At 40.6% G+C, this 21,777-nt stretch carries 19 protein-coding genes; 6 read left to right on the top strand and 13 right to left on the bottom strand.

The window, feature by feature from the left end; all coding sequences use genetic code 11:
* Positions 1–2: 2 nt before the first annotated feature.
* From BN6556_RS22545 to BN6556_RS12440, 3 genes are all read left to right on the top strand, one after another.
* The gene (locus tag BN6556_RS22545) at positions 3–182 is read left to right on the top strand and encodes a hypothetical protein (RefSeq protein ID WP_066191926.1); all 180 of its coding nucleotides are present in this window, start codon (positions 3–5) and stop codon (positions 180–182) included.
* 236 nt (positions 183–418) lie between these two features.
* Positions 419–1,423, top strand: a complete 1,005-nt coding sequence (locus BN6556_RS12445; RefSeq protein ID WP_066191924.1) for a peptidylprolyl isomerase — start codon at positions 419–421, stop codon at positions 1,421–1,423.
* A gap of 141 nt (positions 1,424–1,564) precedes the next feature.
* The gene (locus BN6556_RS12440) at positions 1,565–2,791 is read left to right on the top strand and encodes a hydrolase (protein WP_066191922.1); all 1,227 of its coding nucleotides are present in this window, start codon (positions 1,565–1,567) and stop codon (positions 2,789–2,791) included.
* Positions 2,792–3,006: 215 nt separating this feature from the next.
* Here the strand turns inward: BN6556_RS12440 and BN6556_RS12435 are convergent, their stop codons facing one another.
* The 8 genes from BN6556_RS12435 to BN6556_RS12400 all read right to left on the bottom strand — a co-directional run bounded on the left by BN6556_RS12435 (position 3,007) and on the right by BN6556_RS12400 (position 12,961).
* The gene (locus BN6556_RS12435; RefSeq protein WP_066191920.1) at positions 3,007–5,826 is read right to left on the bottom strand and encodes an AAA family ATPase; all 2,820 of its coding nucleotides are present in this window, start codon (positions 5,824–5,826) and stop codon (positions 3,007–3,009) included.
* Between the two features lie 12 nt (positions 5,827–5,838).
* On the bottom strand, positions 5,839–7,029 hold the full coding sequence (locus BN6556_RS12430; RefSeq protein ID WP_066191916.1) for a metallophosphoesterase family protein: 1,191 nt from the start codon (positions 7,027–7,029) through the stop codon (positions 5,839–5,841).
* Positions 7,030–7,444: 415 nt separating this feature from the next.
* Complete coding sequence (locus tag BN6556_RS12425; RefSeq protein ID WP_066191912.1) at positions 7,445–8,704, bottom strand: ABC transporter permease; 1,260 nt, start codon at positions 8,702–8,704, stop codon at positions 7,445–7,447.
* The gene (locus BN6556_RS12420) at positions 8,697–9,596 is read right to left on the bottom strand and encodes an ABC transporter ATP-binding protein (protein ID WP_066191911.1); all 900 of its coding nucleotides are present in this window, start codon (positions 9,594–9,596) and stop codon (positions 8,697–8,699) included. The genes BN6556_RS12425 and BN6556_RS12420 overlap by 8 nt, the downstream gene beginning before the upstream one ends.
* Positions 9,597–9,737: 141 nt before the next feature.
* Positions 9,738–10,319, bottom strand: a complete 582-nt coding sequence (locus BN6556_RS12415; protein ID WP_066191910.1) for a helix-turn-helix domain-containing protein — start codon at positions 10,317–10,319, stop codon at positions 9,738–9,740.
* A 349-nt stretch (positions 10,320–10,668) separates the two neighbouring features.
* Entirely contained in the window at positions 10,669–11,139 is a 471-nt protein-coding gene (gene tnpA, locus BN6556_RS12410) for an IS200/IS605 family transposase (protein WP_066188382.1), read from the bottom strand.
* 220 nt (positions 11,140–11,359) lie between these two features.
* A complete protein-coding gene (locus BN6556_RS12405; RefSeq protein ID WP_066191908.1) occupies positions 11,360–11,710 on the bottom strand; it encodes a YlbF family regulator in 351 nt (116 codons plus the stop codon).
* A 138-nt stretch (positions 11,711–11,848) separates the two neighbouring features.
* Complete coding sequence (locus tag BN6556_RS12400; protein WP_066191906.1) at positions 11,849–12,961, bottom strand: DUF445 domain-containing protein; 1,113 nt, start codon at positions 12,959–12,961, stop codon at positions 11,849–11,851.
* 102 nt (positions 12,962–13,063) lie between these two features.
* Between BN6556_RS12400 and BN6556_RS12395 the strand changes: the two genes are divergently transcribed.
* From BN6556_RS12395 to BN6556_RS12385, 3 genes are all read left to right on the top strand, one after another.
* Positions 13,064–14,314, top strand: coding sequence for a YheC/YheD family protein (locus tag BN6556_RS12395; protein WP_066191904.1), 1,251 nt, complete (start codon positions 13,064–13,066; stop codon positions 14,312–14,314).
* 122 nt (positions 14,315–14,436) lie between these two features.
* Complete coding sequence (locus BN6556_RS12390; RefSeq protein WP_066191902.1) at positions 14,437–15,336, top strand: PucR family transcriptional regulator; 900 nt, start codon at positions 14,437–14,439, stop codon at positions 15,334–15,336.
* A 143-nt stretch (positions 15,337–15,479) separates the two neighbouring features.
* The gene (locus tag BN6556_RS12385; RefSeq protein WP_066191899.1) at positions 15,480–16,580 is read left to right on the top strand and encodes an ABC transporter ATP-binding protein; all 1,101 of its coding nucleotides are present in this window, start codon (positions 15,480–15,482) and stop codon (positions 16,578–16,580) included.
* A 431-nt stretch (positions 16,581–17,011) separates the two neighbouring features.
* On the opposite strand, the gene BN6556_RS12380 is transcribed toward BN6556_RS12385, so the two are convergent.
* From BN6556_RS12380 to BN6556_RS21705, 5 genes are all read right to left on the bottom strand, one after another.
* Entirely contained in the window at positions 17,012–17,212 is a 201-nt protein-coding gene (locus BN6556_RS12380; RefSeq protein WP_066191897.1) for an alpha/beta-type small acid-soluble spore protein, read from the bottom strand.
* An 87-nt stretch (positions 17,213–17,299) separates the two neighbouring features.
* Positions 17,300–18,685: a class II fumarate hydratase gene (fumC, locus tag BN6556_RS12375; protein WP_066191895.1), complete on the bottom strand. Its 1,386-nt coding sequence runs from the start codon at positions 18,683–18,685 to the stop codon at positions 17,300–17,302.
* A gap of 134 nt (positions 18,686–18,819) precedes the next feature.
* Positions 18,820–19,680 (bottom strand): sporulation peptidase YabG, encoded by an 861-nt coding sequence (gene yabG / locus BN6556_RS12370; protein ID WP_066191893.1) that lies wholly within the window; start codon positions 19,678–19,680, stop codon positions 18,820–18,822.
* A gap of 986 nt (positions 19,681–20,666) precedes the next feature.
* The gene (locus BN6556_RS12365) at positions 20,667–21,422 is read right to left on the bottom strand and encodes a M15 family metallopeptidase (RefSeq protein ID WP_078060088.1); all 756 of its coding nucleotides are present in this window, start codon (positions 21,420–21,422) and stop codon (positions 20,667–20,669) included.
* Between the two features lie 166 nt (positions 21,423–21,588).
* The gene (locus BN6556_RS21705) at positions 21,589–21,723 is read right to left on the bottom strand and encodes a maltose acetyltransferase domain-containing protein (protein ID WP_078060087.1); all 135 of its coding nucleotides are present in this window, start codon (positions 21,721–21,723) and stop codon (positions 21,589–21,591) included.
* Positions 21,724–21,777: the final 54 nt, after the last annotated feature.

Here is a 21,777-nt window from a genome sequence, read left to right as displayed (position 1 = left end):
GAATGTTCTTCATTTTTGTGTTTTTTGCTTTTTTTATACTATTTATTTTTAATTCGCTCACCATGAGATTTTGCCTACAAACTGAAATGGGACAAGAGAAGCAATCCAATGTGTTTCGTACTATTAATATTTTAATCACCATTTTACTTGTTTCTTCTTACGTAGATGTTATTTATGTGTAATAAGCTGTTTAAAAAAGGGCAGCAAATGGCTTCGATGGAATGTGCACGACACCTGAAAAGTATAGACAGCCTAACCTTTTTATTACATGCTTTTCCCATACTACATCAACGAATAAATAAGGAAAATTAATGTAATATTACAATTTAATATTTATTTCAACGCTATTTGTGTTATATTATTGCATGAATCAAATCAAAAATTAGATATAGTAAATGAATTAGGGGTGTATGTACAAATGAAAAAAGTATTAGTTTCCGCAGCATTTGCCGCAAGTGTTATTACCTTATCTGCCTGTTCTTCTGATGATTCAGAAACAGTAGTAGAGACCGATTCAGGAGATGTCACCAAAGAACAGTTCTATCAAGAGCTTGTAGATAATGGCGGCGAACAAGTACTACAACAGCTAGTGCTTACCACAATATTGGAAAGTAATTATGAAGTGAGCGATGAAGAAGTAGACCAAGAATTAGAAAACTTCAAAGAGCAAGCCGGTGACCAATGGGACATGTTCTTAACCCAAAACGGCTACGAAAATGAAGATGATCTTAAAGAAGACTTACGTGCCAGCCTCGTACAAGAAAAGGCGGCGACAGAAGATGTCGAAGTTACGGATGAGGAAATTGAAGACCGTTATGAAAAGATGCAGACTAACTTAAATGCACGTCATATTCTGGTAGCAGATCAAGAAACGGCTCAAGAAGTGAAAGACCGATTAGATGATGGTGACGACTTTGCTGAACTTGCCGAAGAATATTCTACTGATCCTGGAAGTGCAAGCAATGGTGGCGACCTTGGAGAATTTGGTTTAGGACAGATGGTGCCAGAATTTGAAGAAGCCGCTTATAATCTAGAAATCGATGAGATTAGTGACCCAGTCCAAACAACGAATGGTTTCCATATCATTCAAGTGACAGACCACGTTGAAAATGAAGATGTGGAGCCACTGGAGGATGTCAGAGATCAAATAAGACGTGAAATTGCTTCTACTAAGATAGATCAAGCTGCTTTCCAGCAAAAGCTTCAAGATATGATGCGAGAATCTAATATTGATGTGAAAATTGATCAGTTCGAGGATTTATTTGAGTTCCCAGATCCAGAAGAACAAGCGCCTGTTGAAGAAGCACCTGCTGAAGGCGGCGAAGAATCCGATCAAGAAGCACCTGCTGATGAATCGAATGAAGAGGAACCAGCTGATGATCAGACCAACGAGGAAGAAAACACCGACGAATCTGCTGAATAATTACTTTTATTTCAACCCTTATCTTCTTAATCGTTCAGAAGATAAGGGTTTTGTTGTTACATTTTGAGCCTCCTGCAATCTTCTGGTAGTTAGCCGGGCTTATGCTACAATGAATATATTTAGTTGAAAGGAAATGTTCTTATGTCTTCTACTTATTTTTATGATATGTTTGCTATTAATTACTCATTGACCGATCAACAGCGCCAATGGATTGCTGACAGCTTCCCAGCACCAACTCTGCCTGACACCCTACAAGGACTGCATCTTCAAGAACTCGGCAAAGGGGATCGTGTCTCCGGCCGCGTATTATTGAACGACTTCGAGGTGAAGAAAACCAAAACAAATAAATCGTTTTTGCGATTATCACTGGGCGACCAATCTGGCATGATATCAGCAAAAATGTGGGATAACAATGGCGAAGTAAACCAAATGGTTCCTATCTTAGAACAAGAAGGAGTCTTTGATATACGTGGACAAGTAGATGTTTTTAATGGCTTCAAAAGCGTCACTATCTATGAGATGACACCTGTTAAGAAAGCAGTAGATCCATTCCTTTTGCTTCCCTTTACTAAACAAGACATCCATGCCTTAACCGAAGAATTATTTGCCTATCTGCTGGAATTAAAGGACCCTTATCAAGAAATTGCTCTGAAAGCGATGGAACAGCTTTGGGAGTCATTCCGTATCAGCCCTGCTGCCAAAGGTTTTCATCACAATTACCTTGGAGGTTTGTTGAAACATACAGTTGGCTTAATGCGCTTTTGCCGCTATATTACGATGCAATCTGACAATCCTTTCCGGGCGGTTATGAAATTAATTCAAAAAGTAGAGACACAGTACAAGCTAGAAGTTTGGGAGACGTTAAAAGCAGACGACGACTATCCTTCCTATGTTTGGCGTGACACGATTGATCATCTCTATCACATGCTGCAAGGAATGGGAGACTATAAATTCGATAAGATTAATTATGATGCTCTGCTCACCAGCATCTTATTTCATGACATTGGAAAACTAGCAGAGTACGATTATGCTGGTAAATCGTTTGATATTTTTCATTTCCTTTTCCCGACAGCAACGTTTCATACAGAAAACCATAAACAAGCAGGAATTAGTATGGATCCATTAGGGACAACGATTGGCCATATTCCTTACGGGGTCTTGGTCTTATCTAAAGTAATCGAACAGTACCAAATTACAATAGAAATGGAAAATATCCATTTGATGGCACATTGTATTTTATGCCACCATGGTTTACCAGAATGGGGCAGTGCCGTGCGAAAACCACAAAACATTGAAGGATACCTGATCCATATTGTCGATTATTTAGACAGCCGCTATGAAAATACGGAAGCAGATGAAGAAAAATAGCTCATATCGCCCATCTAACGGATGTTAACCCTATTCCGCTAGATGGGCTTTTAACGATTAGATAAGTAGAACTTATAAATGGAACAAAAACGTGTTTCAAGCAAGTCTTTGCTCGTATGATTTCCTGATAATACCTCGTTTGATCCATTCCTATCCGATTCATGAGACATGATTTCATCCAACTTATCATAGATAGATTTATCTTTTTTTATTTCTTATTCTAATCGAATAACAGCAGCCGCTGTAGGGTTGGCGGTGAAGTATATGATTTGATGATCCTTACTTAATTCCTCCATCAACTGAATAATCTCCGCCCTTCGATTTGGATCAAAATGAACAAAACCGTCATCAATCAGAAATGGGACAGCCAGACGTTCTGTCATCACATGACTAAGTGCAAAACGAATAGCGATATACAATTGATCTTGTGTTGCCCGTGATAACGCTGAGATTTCAAACCAATAGCCCTGACTGTCCTCCACTATGATTTTCTGATCATTTTCCAATAAGATACGTCGATAACGCTGTAAGGTAAAACGAGAAAAATATCGACTACCTGCTTCTAGTACCTTAGGCAAGTATTTTTCGGTATAACTTGCCTTAGCTTGAGTTAATTTATGCAAGGCCACTTGATAGATTGCCCATTGTTGAACTGTTTGATCCAGTTCATCCTGTTCTTCGGCCATACGGTGTTTTAATAAAGAGGTATCTTCGCTTGCTTCCAGCATGGTCAGGTTTGCCTTTTCATCACTCAGCGCTGCTTGTTGTGCTTGCAGCTGTTCCTCTATGTCAGCCATCGTTTGACGCAAGGCTGTTTGTTCTGTTTGCAAGATATGCTTCTCGGCAAACTCTCCTGCTTGAACTTGCTGAAGCTCCTCTTCTGTAAATACCATGCGCAAGCTGTCAGATAGTTGTTGTTGCTCCTCCTGAAGCGTGTGATAACGTTGGTATCGCTCCCCTTGTTCGATGAATGACTGCTCTGATTCCGCTCCCGCTTCTATTAATAATTGCTGGATTTCATGATAGTATGGCTTCTGTTTCATTTGATTGTTAGTCCACTTACTCTCCAAGGAATCCCTTCTAGTCTGAAGCTGCTGCTGTAATTCCTGCTTCCGCCGCTCTTCTTGTTTCTTGGCTGCTGGGTCCCCTTCCCATTCAACGTTATCCAATTGTTCTCGTAATGCCTCTCGCTCTAATCTAAGTGCCACTGTTTTATCTGCCCTATCCTTCAATGAACGTAATTGCTGATACAGTTTAGGCCAATAAACAAAAGATACCGACTGTAAAAAAGGATATTGCTTTTGATAGTCGGCCATGCGTTGTTCTAATTGTTCCATCCGTTCCTCTATAAAACGAATCCGTTCACTCGATTTAAGCTGTTCCATCTTTTGCTGTTGTATATCCTTGTCCAATTGCTGGATCTTGGTTTGCAACTGTTCCTGTTCAACAAGCTTCTCTTTCCTAGCTTCTATTTCTGAGTTCGACAAGGAGGCAGTCATTGTTTGTTCTGGTGCTAACCATTGTGCCATTGTTTTTCCGTATAAATGAAATGCTGCATACTGACATACGGATAAAACAGCTAGTACGACTGACCAAACCCAATCCGTAAAAAATAGAAGCGCGATGGCTAGGATAATGCCTCCTCCCATGATCAGCAAAGAAAGCCGTTTTTGTTGATCAAACGCCTGCTTCCACTCGTCTAATTTTTGCCGTTGACGACTAGTTGCTGCTGCCTCTTGCCAGGCTTGTATATCGGCTTGATAGGCTTGGAGCTCTTCCTTTGACAGCTGTTCTAACTGCAGCTGTTTTTTGGTTTCCTCATGATCTTTTAACACTCGTACAGCTGATTGGTTATCATTACGAAGATATTGCCGTTCCATTTCCAGTTTGTCATATTGTGTAGCAAGACCTGTCCATTCTTCTTCCAGGTAGAAAGGTAACTCCAGTTGTTCCACCTCAGCGCTGGAAATGGGTAACTGTAACTGTTGTAATGTTGTTGTCCATTCCCGGCGCTGTTCGGTTATTTGCTGATCCAATTGGCGAAGTGTTTCCTGCTGCTCATACTGCTGCTGCTGGAGGATAACCTCTTGCTCCAACTCCTCTAGTTCTTCGTTCGTCAACAGATCGATCTCCTCTATGTTGTTTTCGATTTCTTCCATTTCATTGCGAATAACCTGCTCTTCACTTTGCAGTGGTAACAGCTGCTCCTTCCATTCCTGCAAACGATCCAGCCCTAAACTGGGAAAATGAAGGTTTTCCGGATAACGGGCAAGCTGCTTTGTCGTCAAATAGTAATCACGAATAAGTTTGTCGTGAATCAGCCACTGTTCTACTTGTTTCCAGCGTGCTTCTGCTTGCTGTTTGTCTTGCTGTAGCTCCTTATGCCGTTCCTCCATTGTTTCTACTGCTTCTAATTTGGCGCGATAGCCTTGTTCTTTTTCCCTTGCATTAGTCCATTGTTGATGTGTGGCAGCCAAATGTTGTAATTGTTGATTGATTACCGGCTTTTTACCATGGGGACGGAATAGCTCGTCTGCCTGCTTACTTAAGTTTTTCTCTGCTTGATAAATACGATCCGATCCAATCATACCAATCGTTAATAGCACCTCTTGTAGCGCCTGATTGTCGATCTGTTGAATCTGTTGTAATTCATAAGCGGTGAACGTATAGATGGATTCAAATTGATCACGTGTCATCCCCTTCAGCCGTTGATTCAGCCAGTTTTCGTCAAATATTTCTCCATCCGTTGTATATACCTTCACTCCCTGTTTACCGCGAACCCGTTCCACGGTAACTGGCACCTGATAGATGTCAGTTAGTGTGATTCGCCCGCCCAGTGCAGATCCTTTTTTCGGCATATAAGCTGCTAGCGGCTTCGGTTTTAATCCAAATAAAATATAGAGAATAAACTGTCTTAGCGTGGTTTTGCCAGACTCATTATCGCCTGAAATCTCTATATAATTTCCTTGATCAAACGAAAAGCTGGCATCGACCCATTTTCCGAATCCATAAATATCTACTTGCATAATTCTCATCTACTTCACCTCCTATTCCCGTAATAACCGCGCAAGTAAGGCTTCTGCCTCTCTGGTAATTTCAGCTGGATCTAACCCTTTTCCCGTGTGCACCCACTTCTTTCCTTCTGTATGAGAAGTGATCGGTTGAATCGCTTCTGTGATATCTTCTGCAGCAAAAGCCTTAGATAGCTCTTCCATAAAAGCACCGCCATCCTGCCAATTAAATGACGCCGCTTCTCTCCATTTGTACCCAATCAAAAAGGATTTCTGTGCTTGTTCGTTTACATAATCGATCATGTCATCCATATGACGGTCGAGAAACCAATTCCGCTGTTCGCCTTGTACCTGATCAAACGCTAATTGTATAAAGACCGTCCGATCACTTGCCTGAGTTGCCAGCTCAAACAGGTTATCTGCTAATAGGTCCAGCTTGTCCCATTCTGTTAATGACAACTGTTTTTTCTCAAATAAAATCGGAGCAAGTGGTAAGAAGTGATAGGTCGTTTCCTGTTCGGTTAACGTAACTAGATAACATCCTTTCTCCCCTGTTTCCTTACTAGACCTTCCTTGCATATTACCAGGGTAAACAATTGCTGGCTTGGTGGAAAGTACCTCTCGTTTATGTATGTGGCCCAGCGCCCAGTAGTCAAATCCCTTTTGCTTCAGCGATTGTAAGGAAAAAGGAGCGTAAGGTACATGATCGCTGTCCCCTTTACTTCCGTGCAGCATCCCAATATGGAAGCAATCGTCTGCCGTTTTCCGATATTCACTGGTCTTATCAATAGAAACTGCCCTGTTTTCATAGCTAAAGCCATAAATTTGTGCCAACAATTGCCCCTCCTTTTTAAAAGGAAACGTCTGAACCTCTTCTCTGTCAAACCAATGGACATTGCTGGGGTAATGATGTGGAAAGGTATGACTCTTAAGATAATCATGATTGGCAAAAGACAAGTAGACGGAAATCTCATGTTCCTTTAAACGCTGCAAGGCATGGCGAAATGCCATATGTGCCCGCATACTCTGTTCCTCTTGATCAAATATATCGCCAACCATTAATACAAAATCGACTTGGTGGTGAATGGCCTCTTCTACCAACCGGTCTAATGCTTGAAATGTACTTTGACGCACTTGTCTTAAGACATTCTCTGGTAAATGTGATAATCCTTTAAAGGGACTATCCAGATGCAAGTCTGCACAATGGATAAACGTCACTGTTTGCATGTCTCTCACTTCCTTTCTTTCATTGTAACAGAACCAAAAACAGAATGCACGTTCGATGTGTAAAAAGAAAGGATAGTTTTCTTAGCGGTAAGTTTGCCTGTTTTTTTGTTAGACGAGCGCTCCTGCTTCAACGCATAGGACATGCGTGTGCTATACATTGAAGCGGAACCTATTTCCGGAGCGTTTCCTAGCACTGACAAACCATCAACTTTACTACATGGAATAAATGATCTGGCTATTTTACATCATCCATCTTATCGGTACTCTCGTTGATTCAAGGTCAAAATCATTCCAAGTCCTATTATACTAAGGATTATATGCTTTCCTACCCTATCAAAAAAGACGGACACACTACTGAAAAACAGCGTAGTGTTGTCCGTCATCATCTTTTTAAAAAAAGTGGCTCGTCTTCTGTTTATTTTTTAGACAATTGCAAGGCCTTTTTGAAGTCTTTTAGCGAAGTGGATGTACCATACATCAATACACCCCCGCGATAGATTCTTGCTCCTAATGCTGCCAACAGAAGGATAGCAGCAACTAGAAGGGCAATACTGATCGCAATCTCCCAGAATGGAATATCGAGCACACCAACCCGCAAAAACATCGTCATCGGCGAGAAGAATGGGATATAAGACGAAATAACAACTAATGGTGATTCTGGCATGGCCAGACCGAACATTGCAATGAAAAAGGCAAGGACAATTAACAAAGTAACTGGCATCATTAATTGCTGCACATCTTCGGTACGGCTTACCAATGATCCAAGCATAGCTGCCAGGGTAGCGTATAAGAAATATCCTAAGATAAAAAAGATTACGGCATAAACAAACGTGCTGGGACTCACATCATTCAATCCTAAGTCACTTAGAAAGCCATCTTCTTGCTGCTGGATCAGCATATAATAGCCTACCCCACAGAAAAGAAGCATTTGTACCAATCCCGCCAGACCGATAGCCAGAATCTTGGCGAACATCTGACTGACAGGAGAAGAACTGGATATTAGAATTTCCATAACCCTTGACGTTTTTTCGTTAGCAATATCCATGGCAATCATGTTCCCGTAAGAAATCACGGAGAAATACAATAGGAATAAAATCACATAAACAAGCGCTCTTGCTCCCATCATTTCATCCATTGACTTCTCGCCCTCACCTGCCTCGCTATCTGTTGATATTACTTCTTGCTGGAAGGAAACGGGCTCATTGATCGAAGCTACCACATCGGATTCAACCCCTGCCTCTTCGGTGGCTACTGCTACCTTTAATTGCTGGAGTTGACTTTGAAGTATTCCCGGGATCGTCAGCTCCATATCACCTGTGCTATAATAGATGGCTTCAGGAAGACCATTCGATTCCGTTACTTCCAGTACTCCTGAGTATTCTTCCTCGCTTGTTGCTGTTTGTGCTTCTTCCGAGGTTCCCTCAAATCGCTCCAGTTCTACTTCCCCTTGGGCACCAGCTTGCAGCATCTCTGCCCACGCATCCTCTTCTGTCACTAAGGCAATTTGATCTGATCCAGACTCTTCCGATTCATCCGAATCAAAGACATTGATAATAGAATCAAAATTAGACATTAAGAAAATAAAGGCGATAAACAAAGCCGTAGTAATAATAAATGATTTCGACTTTATTTTGGATGAAAACGTATGAGAAAAAACGGTCCAGAACTTATTCATAAGATTCACCTGCTTTCTCAATAAAGATATCATTTAGACTAGGCTCTTCTAGTTCAAATTTTCGGATGAATCCTTTTCCGTTTATTTCCTGCAATACACCTTGTGAAACCTCTTCATTTTCAATTTGACACATGACACCATCTTGCAGATACTTTACCTTTAACACTCCAGGAATCTGCTCGACAAAGTTCAAATCAAAATCGGCGTTGATGGCCAGATTTTTCTTGCCGAAAGAGCGTTTGATTTCGCGAAGATTTCCATCTAAAATCGGCTTCCCATGCTGCATCATACATAGATGCTGACATAGTTCTTCTACGTGCTCCATTCGATGAGAAGAGAATACGATCGAAGTACCTGAATCTTTCAGGTCAACCACGGATTCCTTTAATAGCTCTACATTAACCGGATCCAGACCGGAAAACGGCTCATCGAGGATTAACAATTTCGGCTTATGTATCACCGCAGAAATAAATTGGATCTTTTGCTGGTTCCCTTTAGACAGCTCTTCGACTTTTTTATCGAAATAATGCGGAACCTTCAGCCGATCTAACCAGTGAACCAATTCGTTTTCGACATCTTTTTTTTGCATACCTCTTAGTTTTCCAAGATACACTAGTTGATCCTTCACCTTCAATTTCGGGTATAATCCTCGTTCTTCTGGTAAATAACCAATATCATCCGTCTTGCTGTAATCAATCACTTTCCCATTCCAGGTAATCGTTCCAGAAGTTTGGTCAATCAGATTCAAAATCATACGGAAGGTTGTTGTCTTACCTGCCCCATTTGCCCCAAGAAAACCAAAGATATTGTGGGCAGGTATTTCCAGCGATAACTGATCAACAGCGGTAAAGCTGCCAAATTGCTTAGTAACATTCTCTAATTTTAACGTCACGTCCTCCACTCCTTTCTTTTTTCTTACGTTGATGGTTAAGGAAAAGTTTCATTTACTTAAGGCTGTTTTCTAAAGCAGGATACACTGAGACTGTTGTTTCCCTGCACCATTTCGGTTCAGCACACTTACAAGTGGAATAACTTACGGACTCTTAACGCGGTGGCAAAAAGATAAAAACAGATAGGACGATGAGGGTAAAAAAACGACGCCATACATAGCTGTCATTAACCGACTATTGAAAGGCTTCGTGGAAGTAGCTGTATGCCCGTCTTCCCTTTCTACATACTGGATGATTTCCTCTAATGTCTTTAAGTGATTATTTTGTTTGATCTGTTTTTTGTAGATTTCTATGCGATAACCTGCGTAAATACCAATCAACCCCAATGGTATGAGCACCGTAAACGCATAGTTATCGAAAAAATGGAAACTTGGCAGAAGCATTAATACTAATAGGCTGAAGGCCAACGTCATCACGATCCCCCATCGATTGATACGAGTTAGGTTTAAGTCTTCTTTCATTTCTGTTAGATCTCCCTTTACTAAGTGATCAATTGTTGTCTCAAACAGCTCACTCATTCGTAATAAGGCTTCCACATCGGGGTATGTCTTTCCTCGCTCCCAATTAGATACCGAATTACGACTGCAATAAATCTTATCGGCCAATTCTTCTTGCGTTAATCCCGCTTGTTTTCTGTAATATTGAATCTGTTTATATATATCCATCACATGGCAACCTCCTGTGTGTATCCTAACAGAATAGCTGCGTGCAGACCACCAAAAATGTTAGGAATAGGAGCTAATTTCTTTGACAAAATCATTGTGCAAAGCTATTATGACGGGATTGATAAGTGCTTGTTCACACTTTATAAAGGGGACTGCGGATGATGCTAAATAACTATGCGCTTACCTCTATTGATTGATGTCAGCTTATTTTCTCTACAATCAAAACCACCAGTGTGAACTGGTGGTTTGCTCTGCGGCTGAAAGCCTATGTTACCGGCCTCGGCCTAAAAGGCCCACTGAATGGTTTCCCTTTTGCACCACACTCACTCACTGATTCTAAAAGAATCTCTTATTTCCTCTTATTTTTCTCTCCAGTGAACGGATCAAATTCTTCAAATAATGTTAACTGATCACTCATGTAGTCCTCTTTAAGCTGATTTCTAATATATTCTTGAATTTGATTTTTATTTCTGCCCACTGTATCTACAAAGTAGCCTCGACACCAAAATTTACGATTACCATATCTGTACTTTAAATTAGCGTGGCGATCGAATATCATTAAACTACTTTTGCCCTTTAGGTAGCCCATGAACTGAGATACACTTAGTTTTGGTGGAATACTTACTAACATATGAATGTGATCTTTACATGCATTTGCCTCGTGTATCTCAATCCCTTTCCTTTCACAAAGCTCTCTTACTATTTCTCCGATGCTTTTTTTATATTTCCCATAAATAATTTGTCTTCTATATTTTGGTGCAAAAACGATGTGGAACTTACATCTCCATTGTGTATGTGCTAAACTATTCTTGTCCTGCATTGGACATGCCTCCTTCTTTGATGAGATTTGGTGGTCGGGAAACCAACCTTATCTTATCATGAAGAGAGGCTTTTTTTGCCCCCGCGCTAGAAGCTCTATGGAACCCCCGGCATAGCCAGGGGTTTTCAAAGACCATAAAAAAATCGCATGAAATCCAGCACTTCGTTTGATTTCATGCGACCCACTTTTGCATCCATTCGGTTAGGTAGGCGCTAGCTGCTTACTGAGCTTGCTCACCATATAATTCTTCTAACGGTTTTGTAATGATACGGCTGATATCATTTATCAGGTTGTTTAAACGTTGCTCTTCTTCCATTAGCTTCGAGATATCTTCATGTTGCTGTACAAGTTCAACCACTTGTTTCGCCTTTTCAATCTCTTCTTCGGTAATTTCCTGTCCTTGCATTTGCTTTTGCTGTAACTCTAACTGCGTGTTGCGGAAATTATCGAACATTTGCTTCGCGTTGGGATCACTCATGACTTTATCATAAGCAGCCTTTAGATCCTGAAATTCTTCACTCTCCTGAATTGCTTGTTCCAACGCATGGGCACTGTCTTGAATGTTTGCCATAAAATAAAATCCTCCTAAAGATTGGCTTAGCCTGTTTTATACATATGCTTGTTACATGTACCATACCACTATAACAAAGAATTAAACTACGATAAAGGGAAACCTTCATACTCACGACAGGAGATTTACCGCAAGTAGTTATACGGCGAGCAAAAGAATCGCCTGAATAAAACCGATCATTCCCCCTAAAAAGACGCCCAAATAAGTGATGAGACTGAATTCTTTACGAGTGATAGACAAAACCAGTTCCTCTACACGTTTAATGGGAAAAGAAGCAACTTGATTCTCGACCATCTTCTCTACTTCCAGCTGCTGCATGATTTTTGGAATCTGCTGTGACAGATGGTCAAATAGCCCATCGATCGCTTGCGGGATCACTTGTTCCTTCACCTGTTTCGATAATGGTTGAAGTAAATCCTGTATTGGCGTATCCAGCCATTGCTCGAGCGGAAGCTGTTCTTGGACAAAAGAACGAACGATTTCTTGCGTTTGTTCTTTTTTAAAAAAGGTGCCGATCACGTCTATTCTTTGCTCCAGCAACTGTTGCCACTCTTTCTTTGTGGTATGCTGTATCCACTCTTTCCCTTGCGGTGATTGGATGTAATTGATGACGAGACGCTGAATTTTCTCTGCTAATTCATCCCCACTAAACATCGACAACAACATTCTACCGAAAAACCCTTTCGAGACGGCATAGTCTTGAATGATCTCCTCCATTTTTTGTTGGGTTTCTTCACCTGCTACAATATCCATCAGTTTATTCTGTACAAGATCTGCCATTCGCCGTACATCTTCCTCGTCTACCAGCAGATCGATAAAAGAGCCAAGTTTATCTTGGCGGTGTTTTTCCACAAAGCCATTGATATGATCAACTATTCGTTGTGCAAGATGTTCTTTTAACAGATTCGGTTCTAACGAGACAGGCAGCTGATTGATCCTAGTCGTTTGCTGCAAAAAGTAATCCCACTCCTTTATCACCTGTTCTTCCACGTTTTGTTTCAGTACAGGATCCTGTACTTTAAGCTGAATACTGTCCACTGTTACTAAATGATTAATGACTAAACTGCCCAGCTGTTTCGCCAATTGATCACGTCTTTTCGGAATCACTCCAGGGGTGAAAGGAACACGCCACTTACCAATATACTTCGGCTGATGTGGTTGAAATAACATTTTTATGGCAACATAGTTGGTTAATCCACCAATAAAAGAACCGATAAGCACCATAAATAAGATCATTAACAAGGTATTCAAACGATTTTTCCACCTTTCTATGAGTTGATGACAACCATACGAAATTGCCAAGGGTTACTTGAACTTGCTCCATAAGGTATACACCCATGAGCCGAGCATATAATGTATCAAGCAAGTCTTAATACTTCTTTAAAGAAGGTGTTGATAATCAAACAAATATATACCATCACCGTATACGCCAGTCAGAAATACCGTATGATCCTTCCACAAAAGGAATATACCACATTTCGAACTACCGATTTTCTACAATATAAAACGAAACGCTCATCGTGTGACATATTAGGTCATCAGAAAGAGGCACACATCATTTATCTATCTTCCGCCCTGTCTCATCATTTACAAATAGACGATGCCCAGCAAGTGATTTTATGGAAAGAAGGAGCACACTGTTCCCTTTACCATCCTTTTGCTATCATGCTGCATCAACACCCCAGCCGGTCCAAATGGCTGACCTTATTGCAGGAATTGACAGAAACAGGGAAAACACTCGGTTTTCTGACGGTATGTTTCACATTAAAGCACGTCGATCGAACGAATAAAAGACTAACCGCAGCGGTGTGGGAGGACAAACAATGGCAAGCGCTGGAAATAGTTATTCCGCCTCGCATATACAATCGTCTGCCCAACCGCAAGATCGAAGCACATCCTTTTCATCAATCGATCATTGAGGATTTATCGTCCACTGCTATTATATTTAATAAGGGGTTTTTTAACAAATGGAATGTCTATGATCAGCTTAAACAACAGGAGGATTTGGCATATCTCTTACCTGAATGCATCTTTCATCCTTCTATTTCCACCATCGCACAACAATTAGAAGAGAAAGCCATCAAGCTCTATCAGACGAATCAGTATTATTCCCTAATGATTGAAAAAAAACAAGACCATTTTATTGCTTATCCTGTTCTCGGTAAGTCCAAACAATTTACTAACCTTACAGAACTTATCTCGGAGTGTTTCTCTAATAACCTAGATGCTATCGTATTACAAGAAATGCTCTCGTTAGGCTATCCATACATGATACGAGTGCATACCATTCACACCGATAAATGGGAGATTGTTTTACGATACGGCAGGCATCCAGATAATCAGCGTACGCATCGCTTGGAAACAACGAATATTCCACAGGATAAGCTCAACAAAGTGGATAGGTTAGCATTGCAAATCAGTCAAACACTGACGAAAAAAAAGATCGCTGAGCTTGCTTTTGATTTTGCCATAGACAAAGAAGGACGCATCTGGTTACAAGAAGTATATGCCAAGCCTAGCTGGGACATTTTTCTCGAAAGCGAGTTTGCGGCTCACACCACCGAATATTTTGGCAAGCTTCTCCAAAGTCAAATTGCCGATTAGCACCATCAGACAGTCATCCAATTGGTGAAAGTGGGGGTCTGTCTGATTATTTGTTATAATGAATGTATGTATTCACCATCTAGGAACGATGAGAGAAAAATAATAATGAAAGAGGACAAATAATGCTTGAACAACTACAACAGATGTTTCCAAATCTAATTATGGTTTCAGACGAAGCCAAGACAGACGCTTTTACATATAAATGGTATGTGACTGAACAGAATGAGATTGTTGGTATTCCACAAGCTGATTTATCAGAACGCGAGATGGACTTGTTGGAACTTTTCCTTACCCCTTATAAAGCCGTACAATTACCAACCACAGACAAGGAAAAATGGTGGATCGATATTTTATTTCATCGTGAAATCCCAAAACATTGGCTGGAGAACCAATTTACCTCCTACCATTTTGTTTATTTTTCTTTATCCGATGAATTAATCGATCCTGAATCTTTTCGTGAAGCTATCTATGGTCTATTCCCAGATAAAACTCCAATTCTTTGGGAAAACAATCATGAAGGAGTTATTATTCAAGAAACAGAACATTCGATGGAAGATATGGTTTCCTATGCGGAAATTATTGAAGTGCTTACCTCTGACTTCTATATTAATATCAAATTATTTGTCAGCCCATCTTTGTATGATATCCAACAAGCACCTGATTTCTATCAATGGATTAAAAAATGTTTCCATATCACCAAGAGCTATAACCATGATGTGTTGCCTTTTACGGATGCCATTCCTTATCTTTTTTTACACCATATCACTGCCAAAGAACGTCAGCTGATCTTAGATTCTGTTTTGTACCCTGTTAAAGAAGAAGCTGAATTGTTGAAAACCGTCCAAGTCTTTTTAGAATCTAATTCAAATGCTACTTTGGCGGCGAAGAAAATGTATATGCACCGAAACAGCCTGCAATATCGTGTCGATAAATTCATTGAAAAAACCGGCATCGATGTCAAACAATTTAACAGCGCCATCGCTGTATATCTATGTTTTATCTTAAAATGGGAGAATAACTGACAAATAAGCTCCCATTTTTCATTTTGTAACCGTGCACAAAGAGAATGTTTTTTTTTGTGCACGGTTTCCATTTACATGTAGGCGATTACCTAGTAAACTAATAATCAGATCATGAAACGCTTTCAAATCTAGGAGGGAATACAATGGCAGAATTATCACTTAGAAGTATTGACAAAGTTTATGACAAAGGCGGACAAAAAGCGGTAGACAATTTCAACCTCGAAATTGGAGATAAAGAATTCGTTGTTTTTGTTGGTCCATCTGGTTGCGGTAAATCGACGACTTTACGTATGATTGCCGGTTTAGAGGAAATTACTGATGGGGAATTTTATATTGATGGTAAATTAATGAACGATGTAGCTCCAAAAGACCGCGACATCGCGATGGTATTCCAAAACTATGCCCTTTATCCACATATGAATGTGTATGACAATATGGCATTTGGTCTAAAACTACGTAAATTTAAAAAAGACGAAATCGAGCGTCGTGTATCCGAAGCAGCTCGTATCTTAGGTCTAGAAGCATACTTAGATCGTAAACCGAAAGCACTTTCTGGTGGTCAACGTCAGCGTGTGGCACTAGGGCGTGCAATCGTTCGTGACGCAAAAGTGTTCTTAATGGATGAGCCTTTATCCAACTTGGATGCCAAGTTACGTGTACAAATGCGTGCGGAAATCCAAAAACTACACCACCGTCTGCAAACAACTACTATCTACGTTACACACGACCAAACAGAAGCGATGACAATGGCAACGCGATTGGTCGTATTAAAAGATGGTCTTATCCAGCAAGTTGGGGCACCAAAAGAAGTTTACGATAAACCAAACAATATCTTCGTTGGTGGTTTCATCGGTTCACCAGCTATGAACTTTTTCAATGGTGTTTTAGATGAAGGAACGATTAAGCTTGGGGATACCAATGTAGAAGTACCAGAAGGAAAAATGAAAGTCCTTCGCGACCAAGGTTACGTAGGTAAAGAAGTCGTACTAGGTGTACGTCCAGAGGATATTCATGATGAGCCGGTATTCTTGGATGCCAATCCAGGTAAGAAAATTCAAGCGACAATCGACGTTGCTGAGTTAATGGGTTCTGAATCTTATCTTTATTCCGAAGTAAACGGTCAAGAATTTGTCGCTCGCGTAGATTCTCGTACCGACATCAATGGTGGAGAAAGCATCGACTTAGCATTTGACATGAACAAATGTCACTTCTTCGATCAAGAGTCAGAAGAAAGAATTAAATAATGAAGGTTATGACGAAAGAGGCTTTGTAATACAAAGCCTCTTTTCTTGTAAGATAAGAAAAGAAAACATAATAGATTGTGGAATGACTTAAAACATGAGTAAATCGAAGTACCGATAAGATGGATAATGTACTTTCCTAAGTGATGAGTTTGATCGTTTTATCTGTGCGAAGCAAGCGGAAATATGCTGCGCTTTTACCCACAGGGCATAAGTCAACAGGCGATTCGGGCAAAAGCGGAACCTATTTCCGTAGCACCTATTAGCACTGACAAACAATCAAATTTTGGCTACATGAAATAAATGAACTAAATTCTTAACATAATCCGTCTTATCGGCAGTTTAATAATTACTTTAGGCCAAGAATTGAGCATTAAAAGAAGGAGATGCTAATGAATACTCAAAAGCTCTCCTTCTTTTTTGGTTAGCTATTATTATTGTTGTTGCCCACCAAATTGTTGTTCAGCCATTGTTACTAAACGTTTTGTGATTTCTCCACCAACAGAACCGTTCGCGCGAGAAGTGCTGTCAGCACCTAAGTTCACACCAAATTCTTGTGCAATTTCATACTTCATTTGATCAAGAGCTTGCTCCACGCCAGGAACAACCAATTGATTTGAATTGTTAGTTGCCATCTGTGATCACCTCCTGTACCCATATTGTGAACCAAAAGGTGATCCTTATACTTATCGATACATTAGCAATTTATAGAAATTACCTCATTACTTGGGATAGGTCATTTCCTCCGGTTTAATCCACTCATCAAACTGTTCCGCTGTGACTAAACCAAGCTTAATCGCCGTTTCTTTCAAAGTGGCATTATCCTCAAAAGCCGTCTTGGCGATTTTTGCAGCATTTTCATAACCAATATGAGGATTTAATGCGGTAACAAGCATTAACGAGTCTTTCAAATTCTTTTCGATTTGCTCATGATTAGGCTCAAGTCCCACTACACAACGATCATTAAAGGAAATCATGCTGTCCGCTAATAATTGTGCCGATTGTAAGAAATTGTAGGCAATTACCGGTTTGTATACATTTAATTCAAAGTTACCTTGACTAGCAGCAAAACCAATTGCCGCATCATTTCCCATCACCTGAGTAGTTACCATGGTAATGGCCTCGCTTTGTGTTGGATTGACTTTGCCCGGCATGATCGAACTTCCTGGCTCATTGGCAGGAATCGTGATTTCACCAATTCCACAGCGAGGCCCACTTGCTAACCAGCGTACGTCATTGGCGATTTTCATCAAATCAGCTGCAAGTCCTTTTAAAGCACCATGCGCATAGACTAACTCATCATGACTAGTTAAGGCATGAAATTTATTTGGAGCTGATACGAAATCATGCTTGGTATATTCGCTGATTTTTTTGGTTACACGTTCCGAAAATTCCGGATGTGCATTCAGGCCTGTCCCCACTGCAGTCCCGCCAATCGCTAACTCCTTTACATAAGGAATACTATCTTGAATCATACCTTCTGTTTTTTCCAACATACGGTGCCAGCCGCTGATTTCTTGACCCAATGTCAGTGGAGTGGCATCTTGCAAGTGTGTCCTACCAATTTTCACCACATCCTCAAACGCTTCCATTTTTTCCTTTAATGTTTGTTTCAGGATTGTTAATGCAGGCTGCACTACCTCCGCTAATTTGCGTACAGCTGCTATATGTAAAGCCGTTGGATAGGTGTCATTCGAACTCTGCGATTTGTTAACATCATCATTGGGATGCAGACGCTCTTCCTTATTTTGTTGTTCCAGCCATTGATTTCCTACATAAGCAATGACTTCATTCACATTCATATTGGATTGTGTACCGCTTCCTGTCTGCCAAACCACTAGCGGGAAATGCTCGTCCAATTCACCAGTCAAGACGCGATCTGCGGCATGTTTAATTGCCTCTGCCTTGATATCTTCCATCAAACCAAGCTCGTTATTCACCAACGCAGCGCTTCGCTTTAGAATAGCAAAGCCTTCAATAATCTCTACGGGCATGGTTTCTTTACCGATAGGAAAGTTTTCTTTACTACGTTGTGTTTGGGCACCCCAATATTTATCGTTTGCCACTTTCATTTCACCAATTGTATCTCGTTCCATACGATAATCCATTACGATTCTCTCCTTTATCTTATCATTCCCTTCTATTGTAACAAAAAAGCAGGGAAAAATAGAGACATAACACTGGCTTTTCAGAATTTTACAAACAGCATAAAGGCAGACCTGCTACAGTCCACCCAAACTGCTTATTTTGTTTCTACATAAGGAATTCCCGTACGATAAATACCTCTTGTTTCCATACCACCCAAACCTTTTTCGCCAGTAAGGGTGTTTTTGAGGATTTCATACACATTTACCTTTTCCATAAACGGTGTATAAGCCACTTTTGCCACAACATAGACAGGGTCTAAGGCATGAATGTTAATACGATCAGGTGAACTGGCAAAATTGGCGCCTGCCCGAATCAGGGATTCAAAATGGGACTGGCAAGCGCCTGCAAAGATCACTAACTGATCAAGATTTGGTGTAGTCACTCGCGCTTTTCGAACAGCTTCTACAAAGTAGCGTGTATTACGATAAGCAGTGATATCCTTTTTATTTCCTTTTGCCTCTGAATAAGCATCATGACCTGTTATGACCAAAATTTCCGGCTGTATTTTTTCAATGAGACCTTCTATCTCAAGCGGCACCTCTGACTCAGGGACATAGACTCCATGTACCTGTAATCCTAAGCGTTGATACAACTCAATGCATTTCCTTAAATACAGGCGATCCCCATCAATATGGAGCACCTTGGCAGGTAATTGAAATCGCTTGACACTGCGAGGTTCTTGTTTATGATGATCTACTTCTTTTTTTTCTTTCATTAATTGATAATCTTGACGAAACAGCCGGTAAGAAAATTCTTCTTGCTCCTTCATTTCATCTTGTCGCTTGCGAATATCCTTCTCAGGGAGTATACATAAATCTTCTTTCGGTGCATCAGCTTCCAGCCTTAAATCCTCCCCATGTAAGATGACCTTATCCTCTTGTATTTGTTGTACGCGAAAAACAATGTCATGTTGATGAGAATATCTTGTTACCAGCATTCCGGTTATTAGTTTCACTGCTTCACCCCCATCATGCTATATCGTATGAAGGTGAGTGATAAATGGTGATTTACCTAGTGAGCTGCGTATCTAGCCAAATATTGACATGAGCTTAAGTCTCATCTTTCTTTAGTAAGAAAAATCAAGCAAATTCCGCCTGGTCCTTTATCGACCACTCAAAGTAGTTAATGAACTGCCGATAAGATGGATGATGTAAAGTAGCCCACTTTCCTTAGTGGTGAGTTTGACCGTTTTATCTGTGCAAAGCAAGCGCTCCGGGAATAGGTTCCGCTAGATTGGCGTACAACAATGGTTATCTCTGCAAGGAGAAAGCGTTCTAAGTACCTAGACACTGTTGTAGCAAAAGGAAAAAATCGTCAACTGATTCTTTGGCTGCGTAATGGATCACGGTACTAATATAAAAGTCATAACATAGGATCCAGCCGTTCTCAGAAAAAGGTTATGTGGTTTTCTTATTGGCAGAAATATAGTGTCTGGAACGCTTCATCCTAGCAGTCATTCGATTGTAGTCCTGCTACCCAGCGGAGGAAATAGGTGGAGACTCCTGTAAGAAAGGCGGAAAGCGTCGGGTAAAAACGTAACAACTGGACCGAAGCGACTGAGATAAAGGAATCACGGTGAGGGACGAACCGATGATGACTTATCGTAGGGCGCTGTCGGGAAGTTGTCTAGTTTTTGACGCTTGTAGCCAGACAGAGAAAAGCGCAGTGTGAAGACCCCGCAGGAAGCGATCTTTGCTGACGAGGAGGCTGAGCCAAGCTCGCGGAAAGCGGAACCTATTTCCGGAGCGTTTCCTAGCACTGGCAAACAATCAACTTTACTACATGGAATAGATGGACTTGCCACTTTACATAATCCATCTTATCGGCACCACCATTCATTCAAGATCAAAATCGGTCCACATCCTTTCATACTCAGAATTCTATACTTTCTTATATTTTAAGAAAAACCGGGCATTAACCAGCCCGGTTTTTCTCCATGATTTAATCTAATTGAAAAAATTCTTCCATTGTTTGATCTGCTTGATAGATCGAGGTAGCCATTTCTTTGCCAACATACCGTAAGTGCCATGGTTCAAAGTTATATCCCGTTGTCTCTTCCTTGCCCTCTGGATAACGAATAATAAATCCGTACTCATGTGCATGATCTGCCAGCCACTGCCCTTCATCTGTTTCACTAAAGCTAGGCTCTAATACTGCCACTTGAGCCGCAGAAGCGACATCCATTGCCAATCCTGTTTGATGCTCACTCGTGCCAGGCTTAGCTGAGAATTTATTGGCATGTTCCTCGCCATTTTGTTGCACATTTGCTTCATAAATTTGTTTTTGCCGATCATATCCTCGATAGCCTGAGACGGCTACCAAGTCCATCCCATCTTCTTCACCAGCGACAAACAGTTGTTCAAGCGCGCCAGCAACCTCTTCTCTTACTAAACGTTTAGGGTCTCCGGCTGGTGCAAGATATGGTACATCTGCCTCCACTAAATTTTGCGGCTCATATCCATCTGGCAGTTTACGTTGTTTGTTTACCACCACTTCTATACTTTCGGGATCATTAACGATCACCAGACCATCTTCGTCTACTTCCTCCTGATTGTTATGAATGTACTCCAGTAATCCGGTTGCTGGTTCTTTGTGTACTAACTGAATCGTGCTATTAGGCATATATTTAACCGTTAATAGTTCATCGCTGTCTACAATAGAGGCAAACAGTAACATAGCACTCATGATTATGCTCATTATCTATCCTTCTTTCCTGCTCTTTTCAATTTTTTCATTATTATTTGATCCTAATTTAATATAACATAGTTGTAGTTATTCTTCACTTTTTATATGTTCGAAGGAAAGAGGAATTTATGAGTCATAAGAAAAAGTTCTTCATATAAGATATTTACCGAGCTTTTGATCATCTTTTATTTACTTTTTTATTATAACGTCGACAAGTTGCGATCGCTTCTTTACGAAGGGCATCCAGATCAGGATGTGTATCATCATACATTTCTCCTGAGTTCACCATTTGCTTCACTTCTTCTTTGTTCACTTGTATTCTCCTCACAATTACTAGAAATGATCGTGTCCATCTTGCAACACGATC

Origin of the sequence: Gracilibacillus timonensis (genome assembly GCF_900086715.1) — a bacterium.
GTDB classification, from domain to species: domain Bacteria; phylum Bacillota; class Bacilli; order Bacillales; family Amphibacillaceae; genus Gracilibacillus; species Gracilibacillus timonensis.
Note: the sequence above shows the minus strand (reverse complement) of the source record. Positions and strands in the feature narration are given on the sequence as shown.